The following is a 22,515-nucleotide window of genomic DNA, read 5'->3' as shown; positions in this document are numbered from 1 at the left end:
GTGTTGCTGGCCATGGCGTTGTGGCTCGGTGCCGGCCCGTCGGTGGTACGGGCGCGAGCCGGGAGGCCGCCCCGCGCGCATCGGCCACACCAGGGGCTGCTGCTAGGGCGGACGGATGTCGCGGACCCGCTAGCCGTCGCAGCCAGCCTTGACGTGCTGGCCGTGTGTCTGGCTGCGGGGATGGCGGTGTCGACGGCCGCGGCCGCCACCGCTGCGGTCGCGCCGCCGCGGCTGGCGCGCGTGTTGCGCCGGGCCGCCGACCTGCTGGCATTGGGTGCCGACCCCAACATCGCCTGGTCGAGGCCGCCGGATTTGCCGCCGGGCACCCACGATGCGCAGACCGATGCGGTACTGCGGTTGGCACGGCGTTCGGCGGCTTCGGGCGCGGCGCTCGCCGATGGCATTGTCGAACTGGCCGTCCAGGTTCGGCACGACGCCGCACAGGCGGCCGCGGCGGCCGCCGAGCGGGCCGGTGTGCTGATCGCCGGCCCGCTGGGACTGTGCTTCTTACCGGCGTTTCTGTGTGTGGGCATTGTCCCGCTAGTAGTCGGGCTGGCCGGTGATGTCTTGCAGTTTGGCCTGGTATGAGAAAGGAATATGTTGGTGATCACCATGTTTCGTGTACTCGTGGCGCGGATGACGGCGCTGGCGGTCGACGAGTCGGGCATGTCCACCGTGGAATACGCCATCGGTACCATCGCGGCGGCTGCCTTCGGTGCGATCCTCTACACGGTCGTCACCGGGGATTCCATTGTGTCGGCGCTCAACCGCATCATCGGTCGCGCGCTCAGCACCAAGGTTTAGCGTCGTGTGCGGGTGCGAGCACCGTGGAAGCGGCGTTGGCGATCGCCACCCTGGTGCTGGTGCTGGTGCTGTGCCTGGCGGGCGTCACCGCGGTATCAATGCAGGTGCGCTGTATCGACGCGGCCCGCGAGGCCGCTCGATTGGCCGCGCGCGGTGACGTACGCTCGGCGACCGACGTCGCCCGCAGCATCGCCCCGCGTGCGGCGCTGGTCCAGGTGCACCGGGACGGCGAGTTTGTGGTCGCCACTGTCACAGCACACTCAAACCTGTTGCCTACGTTGGACATTGCTGCTAGGGCAATTTCGGTGGCCGAGCCGGGGTCGACCGCGGCTCGGCCACCGTGCTTGCCGTCGCGATGGTCGCGGTGCTGCTGTGCGTCACCGGTGCGGGTGCATATCTAGGGTCGGCGGTGGTGGCTCGTCACCGCGCACAGGCGGCGGCTGATCTGGCTTCGTTAGCCGCTGCCGCCCGGCTGCCGTCCGGACTGGCGGCGGCCTGCGCGCGTGCGACGCTGGTGGCCCGTGCGATGCGCGTCGAGCACGCGCAGTGCAGGGTGGTGGACCTCGACGTGGTCGTCACCGTCGAGGTGGCTGTCGCGTTCGCGGGTGTGGCGACCGCCACCGCGCGGGCGGGGCCGGCCAAGGTGCCCACGACACCGGGTTGACGACGATCTAGTTCTATCGGCAAGCGAAGCTATCGGCAAGCGAAGCTAGTGGTGGGCTAGCGGGGAGAACCAACTACGGCCAGCGACCTGCGGGTGGTAGTCCCGGAAGCAAGGCGCGGCCCCGCCACGCGGCTACGTCAACCCGGTCATGCCGTCCTGGCCGAGCAGCAGGCCGCCGGTGCCGCCGGCGCCGACGTTGCCCGCGGGCGTGCCAACTCCGGCGTTACCACCGTTGCCGCCGTCGCCGAACAGCCCGGCGACACCGCCCGCCCCACCGTTGCCACCGGGCGTTGTGCCGTCCTCGCCGGCGCCGAATAGCAGGCCGCCGGCACCACCGGTCCCCCCGTGTCCGGCGGTGTCACTACCGCCCGACCCGCCGGCGCCGCCGGCGCCGCCGGCGACGCCCAAACCGAGGCTTAACCCGCCGTTGCCGCCGGCCCCGGCGGTACCGAACAGCAGCCCGCCGGCCCCGCCGTTCCCGCCCGCCCCGGCCGCACCGGCCGTCGCGCTGCCGCCGGCTCCGCCGGCTCCGCCGTTGCCGAACAGCCCGGCGGCCCCGCCGTTGCCACCCGCCATGCCGGCCGCTCCGGACCCGCCGGCCCCCCCGGACCCGAACAAAATCCCGCCATCGCCGCCGTTTGCCCCAGTCCCCGGGGCCCCATTGGCGCCATTGCCCACCAACGGACGCCCCAACAGCGCCTGAGTGGGCGCATTCAGCAAATCGAGCGCGCTCTGCAGCGGCGAGACGCTGGCGGCCTCGGCGGCCGCATAGGCGCCCCCACCTGTGGCCAAGGCCTGCACGAACCGCTCATGGAACGCCGCCGCCCGCGCACTGAGTGCCTGATAGGTCTGGCCGTGCATTCCGAATAGGCCGCTATCGCCGCCGACACTTCGTCGGCGCCGGCGGTCAGCAACGCCGTTGTCGAGCCCGCAGCGGCCGCGTTGGCGGCGCCGATCGTCGAGCCGAGAGTAGCCAAATCCGTGGCCGCCGCCACCAGCGCCTCCGGCGCCGCGATCACATATGACATCGGACACCTCCGACCACCGCGCGATGCCGATCGAAGGGCCGCCCGGTCACCGGCGGACAATCTGCTGGAGCGCAGCTTATCGCTATCCGGGAAGCATGTGCGTGGGTTTCCCAAAAGTCCTCGCTGCCTTTCGCCCGCACGCGGGCGACCTGGTGTTCCTCGGGGATCGGCGGCGATTGGAGGATGTCCGAAACACCATGGCGCTGAGGTGGCGGCCCGGTGCGCATCAGGCGCGCTGACCCGATCTTGAAAGTGCCCGACGGCTACGCCGATTCGGCGGTGGCCAGAGGCCGGCCGCATCGCGGCACCTGCGATGTCCGTGCGCGTGTACCAGGACTGGCGAATTCATCCTCGCTACCGGCACCTCATACTCAAACCTGTTGCTTACGTTGGACATTGCGACCAGGGTGTGGTCGACGTCCCGGGGAACCCGACCTCCTAGCAGGCCCGGGGCCTTGCGGCGACTGTCTGAACGGGCAATCGTCACCACCCTGCTGATGCCGGCGCCACTGGATGTCGACGACGAGATCGGCGGGGTCGTCCGACGGGCGTTGCCGATTCCCTACGTCGGCGGCTCGCGCATTCAGCCCAGTTCAGTTCAGAGCGCATAGGATTCATCGACGCAATCTGACCGACAGCGTGGGCGTAGGCCGCTCAGCGAGCGCGCAGTCCGGATCACCGTCAAACCGTTCACGACAAGCAACGGTAGCCGCGGATCGGCAGCTGCCGTTGCTGAGTCGAAAGGACTGGTTGTCAGGTGGTGACGTCGGTGGCTTTCGGCAGTCCGGCGTCGGCAAGTTCTTCGTCGGTGGGCAGTCGCAGAGCGACCAGTCCAGCGAAGGTATCCGGTTCGAGCTCTATCCGGTTGACGGTGACATGGACCGGCACCCAATCGACGTCGTGCCCAGGCAAGCGCAGCACATGACTGGCCGATCCGTTGGCGAGGTCTCTTGTCATGGCGTCGATCACGTGCTGGTCGTCGGGATGTAGACGAGGCCCATCGGCCGCGCTACGCCGCCAGTCGTAGAAAGAGCAGGGTTGGTCGAGCCATTTCAGCAGGGTCCAGGTTTTGAGATCGACCAGTGCCCGGTGGACTCCGGCCTGCGCCAGTCCGATAAGGATCCGCTGAGCCAAGTCGTCGACGGGCACTGCAGGGGCCTTGGTCTCAGCACGCCAATTCATTGCCCGGGCGACCAGGTGATCGCGGCCGTTTGGTCCCGGCTCCAGAGCGCTTCGCGCCACGAAGCCGATCCGGATGGGTGTTCCTTGCCAATCAGTGAGATCCCAAATGCTGCATAGTGTTTTGCCGGGCTTGGCTTTAACTGCCATGGCAAGCACCTGGGTTTCGTTCGGATTGAGCTCGCGCGCCGGCAGGTCTTCGGCGAAGGCTCGGCCGTAGGTGATCTCGACCTCGGGATTCTTGCCGCTGTTGGTCAGTGACTCCGGGGTGTCGGTGGCCACACCACGGGTCAGGTCCCACTTCAGCGGGCCTGGGATCGGCCGGTCGGGCGGTTCGGCGTCTGTGGGGCCACTCCACACCTGCACGCCGTGCATGCGGCCGTCGGTCATTATTACAGGTTCGGTGCGGATGACGCGATCGTGCTTGGGAGTGATGCTGGTCAGGCTTTGGCCGGTCTGCAGCGTCTCGGCGATAGCTGTGCGGACCGCCGCCAAATAGGGACTGCGACGCAGGAACGTGGTGATCGGGACGAGCTTCTTCAGCTCACGCCCCCGTGCTACCACGGCCGGTTCGTCCCCCAGCGTCTCCACGAGCAGCCAGTCGTGGGTCATGCGAGCAGTCTACGGACGCGGTGCGCCGTTGACTCGGTGGGGTACCGGTGGTCGCCGAGGGAATTCCCTTGCAGGACAGCGCATGCGTGTGGTATCGCTAGGCCAACCCGCCCGAACCGTCGTTGCCTTCGTGCCAGCGGCCGGCCTCCGAGGCAGATCAGACCCGAGGTGGTGCCATGACCACCGGCGTTGCCATACCGGGTGGTAGCGGACCACTCAGCATCCGCAACTTGCTATGCGGCGGTGACGTGCATGGGAATGCCCTGGGTAGGTGGTCGATGTTGGCCTTACCGGAGCTGCCGGCGTGTTGCCTGGTGATTTGCCTATCGCACACGGCGACAGGTCGTTTCCTGCTGCGGATGTCGGGAGCGCGCACGGATGAACCGGGTGTGAAACGCCGCGGCCTGCGCGCTGGCGGCCTGATAGGCCTGGCCGTGGGCGGAAAACAGGGCTGCGATCGCCGCCGACACCTCGTCGTGGGCCGCGGCCACGATACCCGTCGTCTGGGCCGCCGCGGCCGCAGTGGCCGCGCCTAACGTCGAGCCCAGGACCACGAGGTCCGTTGCTGCCGAGTCCAACGCCTCCGGCGCCGCGATCACAAACGACACGTGTCACCTCCCGCCCGGATCTTCGGCCGGCGCCCACGACCACTACGTGATAGGCCGAAGACACTGATGTCAAGTGCATCACATCGGCTAAGACGACGACCCCGCTTTGCCCGACAACGCCGGAACGCTGGGCTGCTCACGGTGATTCCTCACTTAACTCGGCGAGCACCAGCCGCAGCACCCGCACCGCGCCCGCCTTGTCTAACGGGTCGTTGCCATTGCCGCACTTGGGGGATTGCACACACGATGGACACCCACTGGGGCATTCGCAGGCTTCGATGGCCTCCGCGGTGGCGCCCAGCCAGGTGCGGGCCCGGCGAAAGCCGCGTTCGGCGAATCCGGCTCCACCCGGATAGCCGTCGTAGACAAAGACACTGGGCAGCCCCTCGGGCCCGGTCGCTGTGGACATGCCGCCGATATCGCCGCGGTCGCAGCTGGCCACCAGCGGCAGCAGCCCGATGGCCGCGTGTTCGGCGGCGTGCAACGACCCGGGAATCCGTGTGGCCTCAATACCGCTGCGGACCAATGCATCCGAAGTGATTGTGTACATGACCGCGGTTGTGGGCAAGGTGTGTTCCGGCATGTCCAGCTCCACGAAGTCCAGCACCTCCCCGGACAGCTGGCGGCGCAGGTAGCCGACGACGTGATTGGTGACAGTCACCGGCACCAAACCCAAAGCAACGGGCCCGAAGACCAACCGCTCGCCGGTGCCGGTGACCGCGATGTCGGTGACCTCTCGCGCGAACGTGGCATAGCCGGGATCCTCGGCGTGCACGAAGGCGATTCCGTCCTGGAAATCCAGCGAGTCAACGACGTAGGTCTCGCCCTGGTGCAGGTACACCGCGCCTGGGTGCGCTGCGGCCGGGGCCTGACCGACGCCCACGCTGCCCAAGAGCCGCCCGGTTCCGGCCTCCACGATGACGATCTGGCCACCGATAGCCCCCCGGACATCCACGGCGGCATGCGGTTTCACCCCGGGCGCCGGAAAGTACCTGCCGTTCCGGCGCCGCAACAGCCCGTCGTCAACCAGACTCTCCGCCACCTCAACGGCGCCCCAGGACCGGACCTCGGCGTCGTCTAAAGGCAGTTCTGTTGCTGCACAAAGCAATTGGGGACCCAGCAGGTGCGGGTTAACCGGATCGATCACCACGCGCTCGACCGGTTTGTCCAACAATGCTGCGGGATGGTGGACCAAATACGTGTCCAGCGGATCGTCACGGGCAATCAACACCACCAGCGCGCCCTGGCCGCGCCGGCCCGACCGGCCCGCCTGCTGCCAGAACGAGGCCACCGTCCCGGGAAAACCAGCCAGCACCACCGCATCCAGTCCGGCGATATCAACGCCCAACTCCAAAGCGTTGGTGGTAGCCAGCCCGCGCAGCTGGCCCTCGGCCAGGGCCTGGTGCAGCGCGCTACGGTCCTCGGCAAGATAACCGGCCCGATACGACGCCACCGTGTCCGACAGTTCCGGGGCAATGTCGACCAGTCGCGCCCGGGCACCCAGTGCAGTCAGTTCCGCCGCGCGCCGCGATCGGACGAACGTCAAGGTCTGCGCTCCCTCGACGATCAGGTCGGCCATCACCCGGGCCGCCTCGGCACCGGCGGAGCGTCGCACCGGGGCGCCGTGCTCGCCGATCACATCCGACCGCAGCGCGGGCTCCCACAATGCCACCGTGCGAGCCCCCCGGGGTGAGCCGTCCTCGGTGACCTCCACGACCGGCTGGCCGATCAGGTCGGCAGCCGTCGCGCCCGGCGAGGCCGTTGTCGCGCTGGCGAAGATCACCGTCGGGTGCGCAGAGTAGCGCGCGCACAGCCGTAGTAAACGGCGCAGTACCATCGCCACATTCGAGCCGAAAACACCACGGTAGTAATGGCATTCGTCGACGATCACAAAGCGGAGATTCCGCAACAGCACAGCCCAGCGCGCATGGTTTCGAAGCACCGATAGGTGTGTCATCTCCGGGTTGGAGAACAGCCACCGGGAGCGCTCGCGGGCAAAGCGGCGCACCTCGTCGGGACTGTCGCCGTCATAGGCCGTCGGCGCGACGTCAGCCAGCCGTGGCACCGCGGCCGCCAGCGCATGTGCGGCGCGCAACTGGTCGTGGCCGAGCGCCTTCGTCGGCGACAGATACAGCGCACGCGCCCGGGAGTCGGTTGCCAGCGCGTTGAGCACGAGAAGTTGATAGGCCAACGACTTTCCAGACGCCGGGCCGGTGCCTATCACCACGTGGCGGCCGGCGTACGCCAACTCGGCGGCCTCAGCCTGGTGTGACCACGGCGAGCTGATGCCGCGGTCGGCAAACGCATCCACCACGTCGGGCTCGGCCCACTCCGGCCAACCGCGCGGCCGGCCGGCCTGCGGTGGCAGCTCGGCGACGTGGCGCAGCGGACGCTCGCCCGGCGGGGTCCCGGCGACCGCTGCGGCCAGCAGGTGGCTGCCGAAACTCGCCATTTGCGGACCCTTCGTAGCTCCGTCCACACCCAGAGGCTGTTGCCGACGCGATGAACATGATTGACTGATTGGCGGTCGCAGCTTCTGTGTTCGTGTCAAACTTTCGCAGGATCGACGTTGCGGCCGCGGTTCCTGCGAGGTTATCGGTCGGGTGAAGTTCCGGCGACTCGGCGAGGTATGGCGGCCGCAGCTGGCCCGGGGCACCGAAAGGCGGTGCACCGCACCCAGAAGAAAAGGAAAGATCGAGAAATGCCACAGGGAACTGTGAAGTGGTTCAACGCGGAGAAGGGGTTCGGCTTTATCGCCCCCGAAGACGGTTCCGCGGATGTATTTGTCCACTACACGGAGATCCAGGGAACGGGCTTCCGCACCCTTGAAGAAAACCAGAAGGTCGAGTTCGAGATCGGCCACAGCCCTAAGGGCCCCCAGGCCACCGGAGTCCGCTCGCTCTGAGTTACCCCCGCGAGCAGACGCAAAAAGCCCCCAAAACGGTTCCGTTTTGGGGGCTTTACGTCTGCTCGCCACATGGCGCGCTGCCGCCGCGCCGGATGCCTAAAGCCAGCGACCCGCTCGCTGGCTTACTGTCGGTGAGGTGAGCCAGCTTTCCTTCTTCGCCGCGGAGTCAGTACCTCCCGCGGTCGCGGATCTTTCCGGGGTGCTGGCGGGCCCGGGCCAGATCGTGCTGGTTGGTTGCGGCGCTCGGCTGTCGGTAGTCGTCGCCGAGTCCTGGCGCGCATCGGCCCTGGCCGAGATGATCCAGGAGGCTGGTTTGGTACCCGAGGTCGCCCGTACCGACGAAAACACCCCGCTGGTGCGGACGGCCGTCGACCCGCTGTTGTGCGGCATCGCCGCCGAGTGGACGCGCGGTGCGGTCAAGACCGTGCCCCCGCGATGGCTGCCCGGGCCGCGCGAGCTGAGGGCTTGGACTCTGGCGGCAGGCAGCCCGGAGGCCGACCGCTATTTGCTGGGCCTGGATCCACACGCGCCGGACACCCATTCTCCGCTGGCGTCGGCGCTGATGAGGGTCGGGATTGCGCCCACCCTGATCGGTACCCGGGGGACCCGACCAGCGCTGCGGATTAGCGGGCGACGCAGGTTATCGCGCCTGGTGGAGAACGTGGGGGAACCCCCAGACGGGGCCGAGGCATGGGTACAGTGGCCTCGGACCTAGCTCGGCGACGATGCGGTCCCGCTGGGGTCCGCTGAGGAGCCGGGCAGTCGGACCTAGCTCGGCGACGATGCGGTCCCGCTGGGGTCCGCTGAGGAGCCGGGCAGTCGGACCTAGTTCGGCGACGATGCGGATCTCCGAGCGTCCTGAGCGGCCCGTTTGAGCCTTTGGTGTGGGTAATCTGTTTGCAGCCGGTTTGCGCAGGCCCGCCCTAGAGTGCGAGATTGTCAGTTGCCCACAGGCGAGGGAACGCCGGCGTACCGGAATTCACCTGGGATTCGGCAGTCGGCCGCGTCCTCTACCTACCGGGGCGGTCTCGATAGGGGCCGGGATAAGAGATGGAGCGTGGGCGCAGTTGGCTGACCCGAAAACGAAGGGCCGTGGCAGCGGCGGCAATGGCAGCGGCCGGCGACTGGTCATCGTCGAGTCGCCCACCAAGGCGCGCAAGCTGGCCTCCTACCTGGGCTCTGGCTACATCGTCGAGTCCTCCCGGGGGCACATCCGTGACTTGCCGCGGGCCGCGTCGGATGTACCCGCAAAGTACAAGTCGCAGCCGTGGGCGCGGCTCGGGGTCAACGTCGACGCCGACTTCGAACCGCTCTACATCATCAGCCCGGAGAAACGGAGCACCGTCAGCGAGCTCAGGGGCCTGCTCAAAGACGTGGACGAGCTGTATCTGGCCACGGATGGGGACCGTGAGGGCGAAGCTATTGCCTGGCATCTGCTGGAAACCCTCAAACCGCGCATACCGGTAAAGCGGATGGTCTTCCACGAGATCACCGAACCGGCGATCCGCGCCGCCGCCGAGCACCCCCGCGACCTAGACATCGACCTGGTCGACGCGCAGGAGACCCGGCGCATCCTGGACCGGCTGTACGGCTACGAAGTCAGCCCAGTGCTGTGGAAGAAGGTCGCCCCCAAGTTGTCGGCGGGCCGGGTGCAGTCGGTGGCCACCCGCATCATCGTGGCGCGCGAACGCGACCGCATGGCGTTCCGCAGCGCGGCCTACTGGGACATCCTTGCCAAGCTGGATGCCAGCGTGTCCGACCCGGACGCCGCGCCGCCCACCTTCAGCGCCCGGCTGACGGCCGTGGCTGGCCGGCGGGTGGCCACTGGCCGCGATTTCGACTCGCTGGGCACGCTGCGCAAAGGCGACGAAGTCATTGTGCTCGACGAGGGGAGCGCGACCGCGTTGGCCGCGGGCCTGGATGGCACGCAGCTGACCGTGGCCTCGGCCGAGGAGAAGCCCTACGCCCGGCGCCCGTACCCGCCGTTCATGACCTCCACGCTGCAGCAAGAGGCCAGCCGCAAGCTGCGGTTCTCCGCCGAGCGGACGATGAGCATCGCCCAGCGGCTGTACGAAAACGGCTACATCACCTATATGCGTACCGACTCCACCACGCTGTCGGAGTCGGCGATCAACGCCGCACGTACCCAGGCGCGCCAGCTCTACGGCGACGAGTACGTCGCGCCGGCGCCGCGCCAATACACCCGCAAGGTGAAGAACGCCCAGGAAGCGCACGAGGCTATCCGGCCCGCCGGTGAAACGTTTGCCACCCCGGACGCGGTGCGTCGCGAACTCGACGGTCCCAACATTGATGATTTCCGGCTCTATGAGCTGATTTGGCAACGCACCGTAGCCTCGCAGATGGCCGATGCGCGGGGCATGACGCTGAGCCTGCGGATCACTGGCATGTCGGGGCACCAGGAGGTGGTGTTCTCCGCGACCGGACGCACCTTGACGTTCCCGGGCTTCCTCAAGGCCTACGTGGAGACCGTGGACGAGCTGGTCGGCGGCGAGGCTGACGATGCCGAGCGGCGACTGCCCCATCTGACCCCGGGTCAACGGTTGGACATCGTCGAGTTGACCCCAGACGGCCATGCCACCAACCCGCCGGCCCGCTACACCGAGGCGTCGCTGGTCAAAGCGCTCGAGGAGCTGGGCATCGGCCGCCCGTCGACCTACTCGTCGATCATCAAGACCATCCAGGATCGCGGCTACGTGCACAAGAAGGGCAGTGCACTGGTGCCGTCATGGGTGGCGTTCGCGGTAACCGGTCTGCTCGAGCAGCATTTCGGTCGGCTCGTCGACTACGACTTCACCGCGGCGATGGAAGACGAGCTCGACGAGATCGCCGCCGGCAACGAGCGCCGCACCAACTGGCTCAACAACTTCTACTTTGGTGGCGATCACGGTGTGCCCGATTCGGTAGCCCGATCGGGTGGCCTCAAGAAGCTTGTCGGGATCAATCTCGAGGGCATCGACGCACGAGAAGTAAACTCTATCAAGCTTTTTGACGACACCCACGGACGCCCCATATATGTTCGGGTGGGCAAGAACGGTCCCTACCTGGAACGTTTGGTGGCCGGCGACACCGGTGAGCCCACGCCGCAGCGGGCCAACCTCAGCGACTCGATTACCCCGGACGAGCTGACTCTACAGGTGGCCGAAGAGCTCTTTGCCACACCGCAACAGGGACGGACTTTGGGCTTGGACCCAGAAACCGGCCACGAGATCGTGGCCAGGGAAGGCCGGTTTGGGCCGTATGTGACCGAGATCCTGCCGGAGCCTGCGGCTGATGCGGCCGCGGCCGCTCAGGGAGTCAAGAAACGCCAGAAGGCCGCCGGGCCCAAACCGCGCACCGGTTCGTTGCTGCGGAGCATGGACCTACAGACGGTCACCCTCGAAGACGCGCTGAGGCTGCTGTCACTGCCGCGCGTGGTCGGAGTGGACCCCGCCTCGGGTGAGGAGATCACCGCGCAGAACGGGCGCTACGGACCGTATCTAAAGCGCGGCAACGATTCTCGATCACTGGTCACCGAAGACCAGATATTCACCATCACGCTCGACGAAGCCCTGAAGATCTACGCAGAGCCGAAACGTCGTGGCCGGCAAAGCGCTTCGGCTCCGCCGCTGCGCGAGCTGGGAACAGATCCGGCGTCGGGCAAGCCAATGGTCATCAAGGACGGCCGATTCGGGCCGTACGTCACCGACGGTGAGACCAATGCCAGCCTGCGTAAGGGCGACGACGTGGCTTCCATAACCGACGAGCGCGCCGCCGAGCTGTTGGCCGATCGCCGAGCCCGGGGTCCGGCAAAACGGCCAGCCAGGAAAGCTGCCCGGAAGGTGCCGGCGAAGAAGGCAGCCAAGCGCGACTAGCCGCGTACTTCGCTGGAAACCTCTTCGGGTGCAGCCAGATTCATTGGCCTGGCTAGTTGGGTGGGTGCAGCACGTCCGCGGAGCTCAACCACCTCGCCAACATCCCAACACAATGCTTCGGCGTCCAGGGCGCCACTGACCGCGATCGCCGACGCCAGAACGTGGCCATCCTCGAGTTTGGCCAGTTCGGTGAGCCGGGCGGCCTCGTTGACCGGGTCGCCGATGACGGTGTACTCGAAGCGGGCTTGAGCGCCGATGTGGCCGGCGATGGCCCTTCCGGCCGACACGCCGATGCCGAACTCCGCGGAACCCAGCACTGGGATGAGTTCGTCGTGGAGCTCACGTGCTGCCGATAGCGCGGCACCAGCACCGTCGGGGTGTTCGATGGGTGCACCGAAGATGGCCAGCGCGGCGTCGCCTTGGAACTTGTTGACGAACCCACCGTGCCGGGCGACGGTTTCGACCACCACCCGGAAGAACTCGTTGAGCAGCTGGACCACCTCGGCGGGCGGTCGTGTCGCGGCCAGTTGCGTGGAGCCGACCAGATCCACGAACAGCACCGCGACGTCGCGTTCCTGACCGCCCAACTCGGTGCCGCGCTCCAGGGCCCGCCGGGCCACGTCTTCGCCGACGTAGCGACCGAACAAGTCACGCAACCGCTGCCGCTCGGACAGCTCGCGGACCATGTCGTTGAAGCCGGCTTGTAGCAGGCCCAGTTCGCTGGCGTCGTAAATCTGCATGTGGGCGTTGTAGTTGCCGCGCTGCACCTCGCTTAGCGCCCAGCGCAACTGGCGTAACGGGTCGGCGATCGACATGGCCACCAACAGGGTGCTGACGGATCCGATGCCCAGCGCGGCCAGTGCCATCATCAGGATGGGATTGAACAGCGCCTCTGGTGTGGCGTGCAGCAAGGCAATCTTGTCCGCCGCTACGGCCAGCACGATCGCCAGGAGTGGTACGCCGGTGGACGGAATCCACGCCAGCATCAGTCGCAGTATGACGCCGGGTGCGTTGACGTTTTCCGGCACACCGCTGCGCAGCGCCGCGACGGCCACCGGCCGTAACACCCGTTCAGACTGCAGGTAGCCGATGATGGCGGTGGCGGTGGCACCCAGCGCGGTGGCCACCGCCACGACGGGGGCCGCATGCTTGGCCACCGACCAGCTGGCGAGGATGAACACCCCGCCGCCGGTAGCCCAGACCGCCAGGCTGATCAGAGTGCGGTACAACGGCATGCGCAATGCGCGGCTGCGGGCCAGCTCGGTGGCGGCCGGATCAGGCTCGGTGAGCAGGTTGTCGCGGCGCTGCCATCGAAAGACCGGCATCAGCAGCTTCAGGTTCACCACGGCCCCGGCGAGGAACAAGATGATTACCGTGCTGACGAAGATCAGTAGGTTGACCGGTGGCAGATCCTGCAGTTGGATATTGTCCTGAGGCGGCAGGCCGTAGCGCAGGAATCCGAGCACGAACAATGCGCCGATGATGTCGGACTGCAGCATGCTCAGCGAGAACAGCGGCCACGGAGTGCGCACTACCCACCGGACGAATGCATGGATCCGTCTGGGTAGCGCCGCCGTGGTTGCCATTAGCCCACCGTATCGGGCGGCGGGGACTTGCCGGAAACCGACGAACGCCTCGGCATCCATCCAAATGGCGACGAAAGATCACGGAATTGTCGCGAAACGAACGCTGATCGGTATCTGTCGGCGCGGATAGCTACTGTTGCCGATGATGTCCGGGGTGTTTACGCGGCTGGTAGGCCAGCAAGCGGTGGAAGCCGAGCTGCTTGCCACGGCCAAGGCGGCCCGTCGTGATTCGGCTCACAGCGCGGGTGGCGGCGGGACTATGACACACGCGTGGCTGCTCACCGGTCCGCCCGGTTCTGGGCGCTCGGTTGCCGCGCTGTGCTTCGCGGCGGCTTTGCAATGTACGTCGGGCGGGGAGCCCGGGTGCGGGCGCTGCCGGGCGTGTACGACCACGCTGGCGGGCACCCACGCCGACGTACGCCGGGTGATTCCCGAAGGTCTGTCGATCGGTGTGGACGAAATGCGGGCCATCGTGCAAATCGCCGCGCGCCGGCCGACTACCGGGCACTGGCAGATCGTGGTGATTGAGGACGCCGATCGGTTGACCGAAGGCGCCGCCAACGCGTTGCTCAAGGTTGTCGAGGAGCCGCCGCCGTCGACGGTGTTCCTGCTGTGCGCGCCGTCGGTGGATCCCGAGGACATTGCGGTCACGCTGCGATCCCGGTGTAGGCATGTCGCGTTGGTGACTCCGTCGACCCACGCGATCGCGCAGGTGCTGAGCGACGGCGACGGGTTGGACCCCGACACGGCCAATTGGGCGGCGTCGGTCAGTGGTGGCCATGTCGGACGAGCGCGCCGGCTGGCCACCGATCCGCAGGCCCGGCAGCGACGCGAGCGGGCTTTGGGGCTGGCACGTGACGCCGCGACACCCTCGCGTGCCTACGCAGCCGCCGAGGAGTTGGTGGCCGGCGCCGAGGCCGAGGCCTTAGCGTTGACCGCGCAGCGTATCGAGGCCGAGACCGAAGAACTGCGGACGGCGCTGGGAGCCGGAGGTACCGGTAAAGGCACCGGCGCGGCGTTGCGTGGTGCCACCGGCGCGATGAAGGATCTTGAACGACGGCAGAAATCCCGGCAGACGCGGGCCTCGCGCGATGCGCTGGACCGGGCACTGATCGATCTGGCGACCTACTTCCGGGATGCACTGTTGGTCGCAGCCCACGCGGGTGGGGTGCGGGCCAACCACCCGGATATGGCCGACCGGGTTGCTGCGCTGGCCGCCCACGCCCCGCCGGAGCGGCTGCTGCGCTGCATCGAAGCGGTGTTGGCGTGCAGGGAAGCGCTAGCGGTCAACGTCAAACCGAAGTTCGCCGTCGATGCCATGGTCGCCACCATCGGCCAGGAACTGCGGTAGCGACCGCCGCAAACTTGGGCGGGCCGGCCCGCCTGCCGTAGACTCGTGCCGCCCGGCAAGCGGGCACCCAGGGGAAAAGCCGCCTTAGCTCAGTCGGTAGAGCGATTCACTCGTAATGAATAGGTCAGGAGTTCGATTCTCCTAGGCGGCTCCATCTTTGCAGGTCAGGTCGGTATATCACCCGGCCTGTTGCTCTTTAATGGCCTGAAGGCGCGGATAGGGCGCGAATACTCGTCCAGGGCGGCGGTGTAGTCGGGCACCGTCACGGACCGCTCGACGTAGTGCCGCCGGGTGATCTCGCTGCCGCTGTGCCCGGCCTGCTGGGCCGCGGCTTCCAGCCCTATCGAGCGTTCCACCGCGGTGACGACGGACTTGCGGATCGAGTGCGGGACAACCCATTTGAAGTCCTCTCCGCGGATCGCCCGCCAGTGGGTGCGACGTTGGCCTCGGACTAGCGGGTGCCGCGCCGGGCCGGAAACACCGGGTCGAACGGGATGACCAGTGCCCGCTGCTCGCGCAAAGCTGCGGCTCCGAACTCCGGGATGGTGACGGTGTAGGGGGCCCCACCGGCCTTGCGTCCAGTCACCTGGTGGGATTTCTTGTCGAGCCGGTGGGACGCCGTCGATTACAGGACCAACGAGACATGATGGTCGTACATCAGCGGTGGAGAACCGTGCTGTGCTTGACGGTCAACTTCCTGCAATGTCAGCGCTGTCGACTATCCTGGTCAGGACCACCAAATGAGATGAAGTGTTTGTCCAGGCGACCGAGTTGCAGAAGGTGAAGCGGCGCTTCAGGAATGTCAGGGCAACTCGCCGCAACACCGAGCTGGAGGGCACCCGCAGCACCGCCGCCACCCGTGCCGATCAGAACGACTACGCCCGCGGCAAGATCACGGCAGCCGAGTTGGGTGAGCGCGTCCGCCGCCGGTACAACATCCAGTAACCGGGGTGGAGTGCCGCATCCATGGGACACCGGCGATCACGAACGGAATTGGCAGGGCTACTTCATCCCCGCTATGTCCGTCTTGAGGAACCGGGTCGGCGCTCGAACGCATGCCGAACTGCGTGATGCCGAGAACGACCTCGTTGAGGCCCGGGTGATCGAACTCCGCGAGGATCCCAATCTGCTGGGCGACCGCACAGATCTCGCATACCTGCGGGCGATTCACCGCCAGCTGTTCCAGGACATTTACGTCTGGGCGGGAGATCTGCGGACAGTCGGCATCGAGAAGGAGGACGAGTCTTTCTGCGCGCCGGGCGGCATCAGTCGGCCCATGGAGCATGTGGCTGCGGAGATCTACCAGCTCGACCGGCTCAGAGCGGTCGGCGAAGGTGATCTCGCTGGCCAGGTCGCATACCGGTACGACTACGTGAACTATGCCCACCCGTTCCGCGAGGGCAACGGCCGCTCGACCCGCGAGTTCTTCGATCTCCTGTTGTCCGAACGCGGTTCTGGCCTCGACTGGGGGAAGACCGACCTGGAAGAGTTGCACGGCGCTTGTCACGTGGCGCGCGCCAACTCTGATCTCACGGGCCTGGTCGCGATGTTCAAGGGGATCCTCGACGCCGAGCCCACTTACGACTTCTGATCGCACTAACCTCCTGATGCCGATCAGCGATACCGAACGTTGTGCCACGCCGCCGGTAAGCGTCCCGCAGCGTGGTGGGTTTAGGGGTTGTTGCGGAGTGGCTCCGATGAGGTAGGGGCCGTCGGCGAGATCGTCGGTGTGTACCGCCAAGCACGCACCGAAGGAGATCCCGCCGATGGCCTTGCCACAGTCTGCCCTGTCCGAGTTGCTCGACGCGTTCCGCACTGGTGATGGCGTCGACTTGATCCGTGATGCCGTCCGTCTGGTGTTGCAGGAACTCAGCGAGCTCGAAGCCACTGAACGGATCGGCGCTGCCCGTTATGAACGCAGCGACACTCGGGTGACCGATCGCAACGGTGCCCGATCGCGGGTGCTGTCCACGCAGGCCGGTGACGTGGAACTGCGAATCCCTAAGCTGCGCAAGGGCTCTTTCTTCCCGGCGATCCTCGAGCCGCGCCGGCGGATCGATCAGGCCTTGTACGCGGTGGTGATGGAGGCCTACGTGCACGGTATCTCTACCCGTGCGGTCGACGACCTGGTCGAGGCGATGGGTGTGGAGACCGGCATCTCCAAATCCGAGGTGTCGCGGATCTGTGCCGGACTCGACGAGATCGTCGGCGCGTTCCGCACCCGCACGCTCGGGCACATCGAGTTCCCCTACGTCTACCTCGACGCCACCTATCTCAACGTGCGCAACGGTACTGGCCAGGTGGTGTCGATGGCCGTCATCGTTGCCAGCGGCATCGCCGCCGACGGGTCACGCGAGATCCTCGGCCTCGACGTCGGCGACAGCGAGGATGAGACCTTCTGGCGCGGGTTCCTGACCTCGCTCAAGGGGCGCGGCCTCGGTGGTGTCCGGCTGGTGATCAGTGACCAGCACGCCGGGCTGGTGAAGGCGTTGAAGCGCTGTTTCCAGGGCGCTGGGCATCAGCGCTGTCGGGTGCACTTCGCGCGCAATCTGCTCGCCCACGTGCCCAAGGACAAGGCCGACATGGTCGCCAGCATGTTTCGAATGATTTTCTCGGCACCCGACGCCGAGGCGGTGCACGCGACCTGGGAGGGGGTCCGTGATCGCCTCGCCGCGTCGTTTCCCAAGATCGGCCCGCTGATGGACGACGCCAGGGCAGAAGTATTGGCGTTCACCGCATTTCCCAAGGCGCACTGGCAAAAGATCTGGTCGACCAATCCATTGGAGCGCATCAATAAGGAGATCAAGCGACGCTCCCGCGTCGTGGGGATCTTCCCGAATCCTGCAGCCGTGATCCGCCTTGTGGGCGCCGTCCTGGCCGACATGCACGACGAATGGCAGGCCAGCGAGCGCCGCTACCTCTCCGAGGCCTCTATGGCGCTGCTCTACCCCGATAGCGATAATGCTGTGGTCGCCGCAATCAGCGGCGGCCAGTAGGCACCGACGAACTCAACGTCGAAGCCCACCACTCCGCGGGACTCTGCCCCGCGCCGTCCAGCCGGTGTCATGGCGGGTCTCTTCACGCCCCCGGCTTCCGGTGCCGCGACACTTCAGCGTGCTGCGCGAGATGCTGCCCCGGACGCGCGCTGGCTACTCGCGGTCTCCGACCGCAACGGGATCGTCAGCACTTCGGCGACGACGTGCAACTACCCGCCCGCTGCGAAAGACTCTGCGCAAGACGGGTTTAGGCACGCACTGGCCGCTGCCATCGCTGCGGACATCGATGAAGCACTCCGTCACGGCTACGGAGATCTGCTTGAGCTTGCGTACCCGCTCATGAGCTGGCCGCGCCGGGGCGTTTTTGGCGGGCCGACCCCGGCCCCACGTGGGCTCGCTACGCGACAGTGCCCGCCCCGGACAGTTCACGTTGACCGGGTGAGGCCAAACGGCGCCGAGCGTGCACTGAGGGCGAGATTCCGGCCGATTCTCCGCCCTCAGTTCACGCTGGGCGACGGCGCTAACGGGCTGCCCTTGGCCGCGTGCACCAAGACGGGTGCATACGTGCCGCACTTGCCATACTCACCCATCGCGGTGGACCCCCAACCCAGTGCCGGTCAACAAGGGCCTTCCTGATGGATTGGTGCCAGCAACCTCCATCATGCGAAGAGATTCCCTATTGGTTGTCAAGGGGTTCTGCATCTGATGTGGGTGCGTGTTTTGGGCACTATGTCAACGGCAACCGAAAACTGATCAGGTGTCGGCAATCGAAAATTGACCAGCTTGGTTTCATTGGTCGTCGGCCGTGACGGTGGGGACGCGGCCGAGGTCTCGGTCTTTGATGCGGTAGCTGTCTCCTTTGAGTGCGATGACTTCGGCGTGGTGCACGAGTCGGTCGATCATGGCCGCGGCTACGACGTCGTCGCCGAATACTTCGCCCCAGCGCCCGAAGGGCTTATTTGACGTGACGATGAGGCTGGCCCGTTCGTAGCGGGACGACACCAATTGGAAGAACAGGTTGGCGGCTTCGGGTTCGAAGGGGATGTAGCCCACTTCGTCGACGACCAGCAGCGGGTATCGGGCCAGCCGAATCAGTTCAGATTGCAGGGTGCCGCTGTGGTGGGCGGCGGCCAGACGATCAACCCATTGCGAGGCGGTGGCGAATAGGACGCGGTGGCCGGCCTGGCAGGCGCGGATCGCGATCCCGATTGCTAGGGTGACGAAGTCCAGGGTGCCCAGATGCGCTATGGTGTCGCGTTTGAGACCGCGGGCGTGGTCGAAGTCGAACTCCTCCAACGACTTGCGCGATGGGAAGCGGGCGGCCCTGATGCGTCCTTCGCCGCCGTGGGATTCGCGGGCCGACACCTCGCGTTGCAGACACGCTGCGAGGAACTCCTCATAGCTCCAAGTCTTGGTGCGGGCGCGGTCAGCGAGCTGCTCGATGGCCCCGCGCAGGGTGGGGGCTTTCAGCGCCCGGGTCAGATACGCCAGCTCGGCGGCCACATCGCGGCTGTTGGTAGCGGTCTTGGCTGCCATCAGGCCACCGGCCCGTCAAGGCCCAACACGGTGTCGTAGGTGGTCAGGAGACGTTGTTCGACCTCAACGTGGTGGGGTGGACCGACGATGTCGAACCGTTTGCGTCGCAGCAGTTTGGCGGCCACGACATGCTCGGGATCGCTGATCGTCTGGTGTTTGGCCCAGATGCGGTCATGATCGGCGACCAGGGTGCCGCCACACCAGACCCGGACCCGGCTCAGATCTGCGGTGATCTCGATGCGCCGGCCGATCGCGACCGGATGCACCGAGTAGTCGTTGCCGTCGAGGCGCACGTAATGATCGCGCGGCAGCCGTGTCGAGGTTCGCCACCCGATGCTGGGCCCGACCGGCGGCAATGTCAGCATCGCTGCGGTATCGGCCTCGATGCGATCTGCCGGTCGACATCCCAGCACTCGGTGCTGGCGGTGATTGGCCCGCACCAGCCAGGCCTGCAACTGGGTATTGAAATCCGCCGGAGAGGCAAAGACCCGACCCGGCAAGAACGCCCGCTCCAGGTAGTCGTGGAAACGTTCGACCAGCCCCTTGGCTTCGGGATCACCGGTTTACAGATCCACACTTTGGCGGCCAGGGTGCCGCGGAAGGCATGGCATGCCGCAGTCAGTTCAGGTTGGCGCGCCCACCACCGCCCGACCGCGCCCTCGCCGTCCCACACCAACACCCTTGGAACGGCGCCCAACGTCGAAAGATGCTGCCACCACCCGGCATACAAGTCTTCGGCGGTGCGTGTCGGGATCAACAGCGCCGAGGCCCACCGCGAATACCCACACACCATGGTCAGCACAGGTAACGCCGTGGCGGTGCGGACCTGGCCGTACCCCACCGGCACAACGACATCGGGGAACCAGAAGTCGCACTGCCCGATCTCACCGGCCACATATGTCGCGCGACGCCGGATCCGGCGGCAGATACAGCGGCCGCAACTCGCGTACTCGCCCGCTGAGCGTCCGGATCGAATACCACCAACCGATCCGCTCGGCGATCACCGTCGCAGGCATCCGCGGATAGGCTGCCAACAACTCCCGGATCCGCGGCTCGGCCTCATCTGCAACCGAGCCCTTCGCCGCACGCTGGTACTTCGGCGGCCCATCGGAGGCCAACGCCGACTTCACCGTGTTCCGCGAAATCTTCAACACCCGCGCGATCTCCGAAATCGGCAACCGCTCCGACCGGCGCAACCGCCGGATCTCGGCCCAATCCTCCACGCTCAACACTCGCTTCCTCCTTGGCCCATAGCCAAGGCTCTCCAGGAAGCTGGTCAATTTTCAGTTGCCGCGCTCTGGTCAGTATTCAGTTGCCGCCGCCACACTACAAGAGATACAAGCCTGATTACCGCCAAGATCATCTCGGTGATACTGCTGGTGCAGCTCATCGAGCCGGTCGCTTTCTGCATTGGCTTCGAGCATCCACCGACCATTCGCAACTGCATGAGCGTGCGAACTCAATGGCCGATTGATTGTTGTATGCGTTGTACTGCAACGCTTTAACGAACCACTACGGACGGTCGAATACGCGCGGCCGCCACGTTTGAGCGGCTGTGGCGACCGGCGTTGAGGTCAGGCCGGTGCCAGAAATCCCACCGGCGCCGCTCCGATGCACAGCGAAAGCGCGGTGGTGTTGGCTCGCACCGTGATTGCGTCGCCGGCCCCTGGTAGCCGGGCGTACACCCGATTGAGACCCGGATGCACCGGAACCTTCCGCTCAGGTCCGTCAGAAAGTGCCAGCGCCATCGAGCCGTCGCTGTTGGCCAGGTAGTTGAGTTCGACGGTCCAGTCGCCGGGCAGCAAGGGGCCGTCGAGGATCAGACGTTCCGGCCGGTCCGGCTGGACGAAGTAGCCGCACTGCGGCACCGGCCCCGCGATGATCGTCCGGACCCAGGTCACTTTCGCGTCGACCAGCCGACCTGTGCTGGTGAACATTCTCAATTGTGTTGTTGTCGTAGCGAATTCCGGTCGGACGCGCAGCAGGGCGAACATGTGGCTGGCCAAGTTCTCCGGCCAGGCCACTCGTTGCAACACCAGCGGATCGACTTCCTGATCCAGTAGCGGCGCACCTGACGCGGCCGCGGCCAGACTTGCCTGGGCGTTCTTCAGGTATCCCTCGGTGGGGTTGTCACGCCAACTGGCCAGAAACGTCGCGGTCGAATACAGGCTGCTGGTCAAAAACAACACGGCCGAAGCGACTGTCGCAACGGCTCGGGCCGGCGAGGCGTCCAGCCAGCGGGTGCCGGCGCGATTGGGTGCCTGCAGCGCGACGGCGGCTAGCAGCGCCAGCACGACGACAAGATCCGGGAAGTACCGGAGGGTCTGGGCCAACTCGAGCGCGGTGAACGGCGACGAGCGCATCAGAAAGATCGGCACCTGGCAGGCCACCGCGTAGCCGGCCGCGGTCAGCCACACCGGGCCGATGCGTCGCTTGCGGACCAGTGACAGCGCAAGCACTGCGATCAACACCAGCCAGCCGAGCACCATCACCACCGCCGGGGGAGTGGCCCACGGGGATGCCGGAGCCCAGCGCGCCCAGTCCCACGGCCCGCCGGCCAGTGCCGGCACTATGCCGTGGGTGACCGAACGGCACAGCAGATCCCACGTCATCGACAGATCGGAACTCCATCGCCGTTGATCCACCACCGCCAGATAAAGGGCTACCCAGCCGACGGTCAGTGCCAGCGACGGCGTCCACAACCGGACACCGGCCCGCCACACCGTCGCCAAAGCTGACCGGTCGCCGCGCACATGGCACTGCAGCGCGGCCACCGCGAAGGAGACGAACGGGATCACCGCGGCCTTCTCGAAGAACAGCAGGCCACCGAGGTAAACCAGGACACCGGTGACGGCGTAGCGGTGGTTGCCGGTCCGCACCAGCAGGATGGCATCGGCGCACACCCACGCCAGCGCGGCCAGCATCGGCAGCGAGTTGAGCGCAGCCGCCCACCACGCGAACCCCGGCACCGCTAGCGGTGTGAACAGCGCGAACGTCAATGGGATCAGGAGTACCGGCCGCCAGCTCGATATCACATACAACGCGCGCAGCAACGCCAGCGACTCCAGCAGCTGCAGCACCACCAGGCTGATCGCTGGTCCGGTCCACACCAGGGGTGCCACCCGGATAATGGCGCCCGCAACCAGGAAGGCACCGGGCATCACGTGGCCGTCGTGGTCGTCGAACAGGTACGACGGCGACAACAGGCCCCCAGTGCCGGCCCTGCCGACGAGGATCAAGTCGTCCCAATAGAAATAGCCCCCAAATGCCAGCACCACGCGAACCACCAGCTGCACCGTGATCAGCAATACGGCGACCAGGGCGACCCGAGGCATACGGGGCGCTGGCATGGGCCGCCGGTATGGTGGGCC

General features: G+C 66.6%; 21 protein-coding genes, 1 tRNA gene, 1 pseudogene and 7 other annotated features. Of the genes and pseudogenes, 13 read left to right on the top strand and 10 right to left on the bottom strand.

Annotation, left to right across the window (positions count from 1 at the left end; translation table 11 throughout):
- Positions 1 to 12: 12 nt before the first annotated feature.
- Genes Rv3657c through Rv3654c form a run of 4 tightly spaced genes read left to right on the top strand, consistent with a single transcriptional unit; the run spans position 13 to position 1,468 of the window.
- Positions 13 to 588, top strand: a complete 576-nt coding sequence (locus Rv3657c) for a membrane protein (RefSeq protein NP_218174.1) — start codon at positions 13 to 15, stop codon at positions 586 to 588.
- A 9-nt stretch (positions 589 to 597) separates the two neighbouring features.
- Complete coding sequence (locus Rv3656c; protein ID NP_218173.1) at positions 598 to 804, top strand: hypothetical protein; 207 nt, start codon at positions 598 to 600, stop codon at positions 802 to 804.
- A 23-nt stretch (positions 805 to 827) separates the two neighbouring features.
- Positions 828 to 1,205 carry a hypothetical protein gene (locus Rv3655c; RefSeq protein ID NP_218172.1) on the top strand — a complete coding sequence of 126 codons (378 nt, stop codon included), beginning with the start codon at positions 828 to 830 and terminating at the stop codon, positions 1,203 to 1,205.
- Positions 1,145 to 1,468, top strand: a complete 324-nt coding sequence (locus Rv3654c) for a hypothetical protein (RefSeq protein ID NP_218171.2) — start codon at positions 1,145 to 1,147, stop codon at positions 1,466 to 1,468. The genes Rv3655c and Rv3654c overlap by 61 nt, the downstream gene beginning before the upstream one ends.
- A 132-nt stretch (positions 1,469 to 1,600) precedes the next feature.
- On the opposite strand, the gene PE_PGRS61 is transcribed toward Rv3654c, so the two are convergent.
- The 5 genes from PE_PGRS61 to Rv3649 form a co-directional block, all read right to left on the bottom strand.
- On the bottom strand, positions 1,601 to 2,188 hold the full coding sequence (gene PE_PGRS61 / locus Rv3653; protein ID YP_178002.1) for a PE-PGRS family-related protein PE_PGRS61: 588 nt from the start codon (positions 2,186 to 2,188) through the stop codon (positions 1,601 to 1,603).
- Positions 2,182 to 2,496 (bottom strand): PE-PGRS family-related protein PE_PGRS60, encoded by a 315-nt coding sequence (PE_PGRS60, locus tag Rv3652; protein YP_178001.1) that lies wholly within the window; start codon positions 2,494 to 2,496, stop codon positions 2,182 to 2,184. The genes PE_PGRS61 and PE_PGRS60 overlap by 7 nt, the downstream gene beginning before the upstream one ends.
- A 109-nt stretch (positions 2,497 to 2,605) precedes the next feature.
- Positions 2,606 to 2,660: a sequence feature (mpr18, fragment of putative small regulatory RNA (See DiChiara et al., 2010), ends not mapped, 82 and 100 nt bands detected by Northern blot in M. bovis BCG Pasteur.; Fragment of putative small regulatory RNA), on the bottom strand.
- A 589-nt stretch (positions 2,661 to 3,249) separates the two neighbouring features.
- Positions 3,250 to 4,287, bottom strand: coding sequence for a hypothetical protein (locus Rv3651; RefSeq protein ID NP_218168.1), 1,038 nt, complete (start codon positions 4,285 to 4,287; stop codon positions 3,250 to 3,252).
- Positions 4,288 to 4,610: 323 nt separating this feature from the next.
- Positions 4,611 to 4,895, bottom strand: a complete 285-nt coding sequence (gene PE33 / locus Rv3650) for a PE family protein PE33 (protein ID YP_178000.1) — start codon at positions 4,893 to 4,895, stop codon at positions 4,611 to 4,613.
- A 136-nt stretch (positions 4,896 to 5,031) separates the two neighbouring features.
- Positions 5,032 to 7,347, bottom strand: a complete 2,316-nt coding sequence (locus tag Rv3649; RefSeq protein ID NP_218166.1) for a helicase — start codon at positions 7,345 to 7,347, stop codon at positions 5,032 to 5,034.
- Between the two features lie 249 nt (positions 7,348 to 7,596).
- Between Rv3649 and cspA the strand changes: the two genes are divergently transcribed.
- From cspA to topA, 3 genes are all read left to right on the top strand, one after another.
- Positions 7,597 to 7,800, top strand: a complete 204-nt coding sequence (cspA, locus tag Rv3648c) for a cold shock protein A (RefSeq protein NP_218165.1) — start codon at positions 7,597 to 7,599, stop codon at positions 7,798 to 7,800.
- A gap of 139 nt (positions 7,801 to 7,939) precedes the next feature.
- Positions 7,940 to 8,518: a hypothetical protein gene (locus Rv3647c; protein NP_218164.1), complete on the top strand. Its 579-nt coding sequence runs from the start codon at positions 7,940 to 7,942 to the stop codon at positions 8,516 to 8,518.
- Between the two features lie 352 nt (positions 8,519 to 8,870).
- Positions 8,871 to 11,675 carry a DNA topoisomerase I gene (gene topA / locus Rv3646c; RefSeq protein ID NP_218163.1) on the top strand — a complete coding sequence of 935 codons (2,805 nt, stop codon included), beginning with the start codon at positions 8,871 to 8,873 and terminating at the stop codon, positions 11,673 to 11,675.
- On the opposite strand, the gene Rv3645 is transcribed toward topA, so the two are convergent.
- Positions 11,672 to 13,321 carry a transmembrane protein gene (locus Rv3645; protein ID NP_218162.1) on the bottom strand — a complete coding sequence of 550 codons (1,650 nt, stop codon included), beginning with the start codon at positions 13,319 to 13,321 and terminating at the stop codon, positions 11,672 to 11,674. The genes topA and Rv3645 overlap by 4 nt on opposite strands.
- Positions 13,322 to 13,406: 85 nt before the next feature.
- On the opposite strand from Rv3645, the gene Rv3644c reads away from it, so the two are divergent.
- Entirely contained in the window at positions 13,407 to 14,612 is a 1,206-nt protein-coding gene (locus tag Rv3644c; protein NP_218161.1) for a DNA polymerase, read from the top strand.
- 78 nt (positions 14,613 to 14,690) lie between these two features.
- A tRNA-Thr gene (thrU, locus tag Rvnt39) sits at positions 14,691 to 14,763 on the top strand.
- Positions 14,764 to 14,776: 13 nt separating this feature from the next.
- On the opposite strand, the gene Rv3643 is transcribed toward thrU, so the two are convergent.
- On the bottom strand, positions 14,777 to 14,968 hold the full coding sequence (locus tag Rv3643; protein NP_218160.1) for a hypothetical protein: 192 nt from the start codon (positions 14,966 to 14,968) through the stop codon (positions 14,777 to 14,779).
- Between the two features lie 394 nt (positions 14,969 to 15,362).
- Here Rv3643 and Rv3642c point away from each other — a divergent pair, with 394 nt between their 5' ends.
- The 4 genes from Rv3642c (at position 15,363) to Rv3639c (ending at position 18,244) form a co-directional block, all read left to right on the top strand.
- A complete protein-coding gene (locus tag Rv3642c) occupies positions 15,363 to 15,557 on the top strand; it encodes a hypothetical protein (protein NP_218159.1) in 195 nt (64 codons plus the stop codon).
- 10 nt (positions 15,558 to 15,567) lie between these two features.
- Entirely contained in the window at positions 15,568 to 16,203 is a 636-nt protein-coding gene (fic, locus tag Rv3641c; RefSeq protein ID NP_218158.1) for a cell filamentation protein Fic, read from the top strand.
- A 126-nt stretch (positions 16,204 to 16,329) separates the two neighbouring features.
- Positions 16,330 to 16,342 (top strand) — a repeat region (13 bp inverted repeat at the left end of putative IS element IS1553; GAGATCGTCGGTG.).
- Positions 16,330 to 17,622 (top strand) — a mobile genetic element (IS1553, len: 1293 nt. Putative Insertion sequence element, IS1553.). It overlaps the preceding feature by 13 nt.
- Entirely contained in the window at positions 16,379 to 17,608 is a 1,230-nt protein-coding gene (locus Rv3640c) for a transposase (protein NP_218157.1), read from the top strand. It overlaps the preceding feature by 1,230 nt.
- Positions 17,610 to 17,622 (bottom strand) — a repeat region (13 bp inverted repeat at the right end of putative IS element IS1553; GAGTTCGTCGGTG.).
- 55 nt (positions 17,623 to 17,677) lie before the next feature.
- Positions 17,678 to 18,244: a hypothetical protein gene (locus Rv3639c; protein ID NP_218156.1), complete on the top strand. Its 567-nt coding sequence runs from the start codon at positions 17,678 to 17,680 to the stop codon at positions 18,242 to 18,244.
- Positions 18,245 to 18,377: 133 nt separating this feature from the next.
- Positions 18,378 to 18,393: a repeat region (16 bp inverted repeat at the right end of putative IS element IS1534; GAAAATTGACCAGCTT.), on the top strand.
- Positions 18,378 to 20,513: a mobile genetic element (IS1534, len: 2136 nt. Putative Insertion sequence element, IS1534 (IS15C10.2), that resembles IS21; possibly defective.), on the bottom strand. It overlaps the preceding feature by 16 nt.
- Here Rv3639c and Rv3638 read toward each other — a convergent pair.
- The 3 genes and pseudogenes from Rv3638 to Rv3635 all read right to left on the bottom strand — a co-directional run bounded on the left by Rv3638 (position 18,398) and on the right by Rv3635 (position 22,494).
- Positions 18,398 to 19,144 (bottom strand): transposase, encoded by a 747-nt coding sequence (locus tag Rv3638; RefSeq protein ID NP_218155.1) that lies wholly within the window; start codon positions 19,142 to 19,144, stop codon positions 18,398 to 18,400. It overlaps the preceding feature by 747 nt.
- Positions 19,144 to 20,376 (bottom strand): annotated as a pseudogene (locus Rv3636). The gene Rv3638 and the pseudogene Rv3636 overlap by 1 nt, the downstream one beginning before the upstream one ends.
- Positions 20,498 to 20,513, bottom strand: a repeat region (16 bp inverted repeat at the left end of putative IS element IS1534; GAAAATTGACCAGCTT.).
- A 205-nt stretch (positions 20,514 to 20,718) precedes the next feature.
- Positions 20,719 to 22,494, bottom strand: a complete 1,776-nt coding sequence (locus tag Rv3635; protein NP_218152.1) for a transmembrane protein — start codon at positions 22,492 to 22,494, stop codon at positions 20,719 to 20,721.
- Positions 22,495 to 22,515 lie beyond the last annotated feature (21 nt).

It is taken from the genome of Mycobacterium tuberculosis H37Rv (genome assembly GCF_000195955.2).
Taxonomy (GTDB): Bacteria; Actinomycetota; Actinomycetes; order Mycobacteriales; family Mycobacteriaceae; genus Mycobacterium; species Mycobacterium tuberculosis.
Note: the sequence above shows the minus strand (reverse complement) of the source record. Positions and strands in the feature narration are given on the sequence as shown.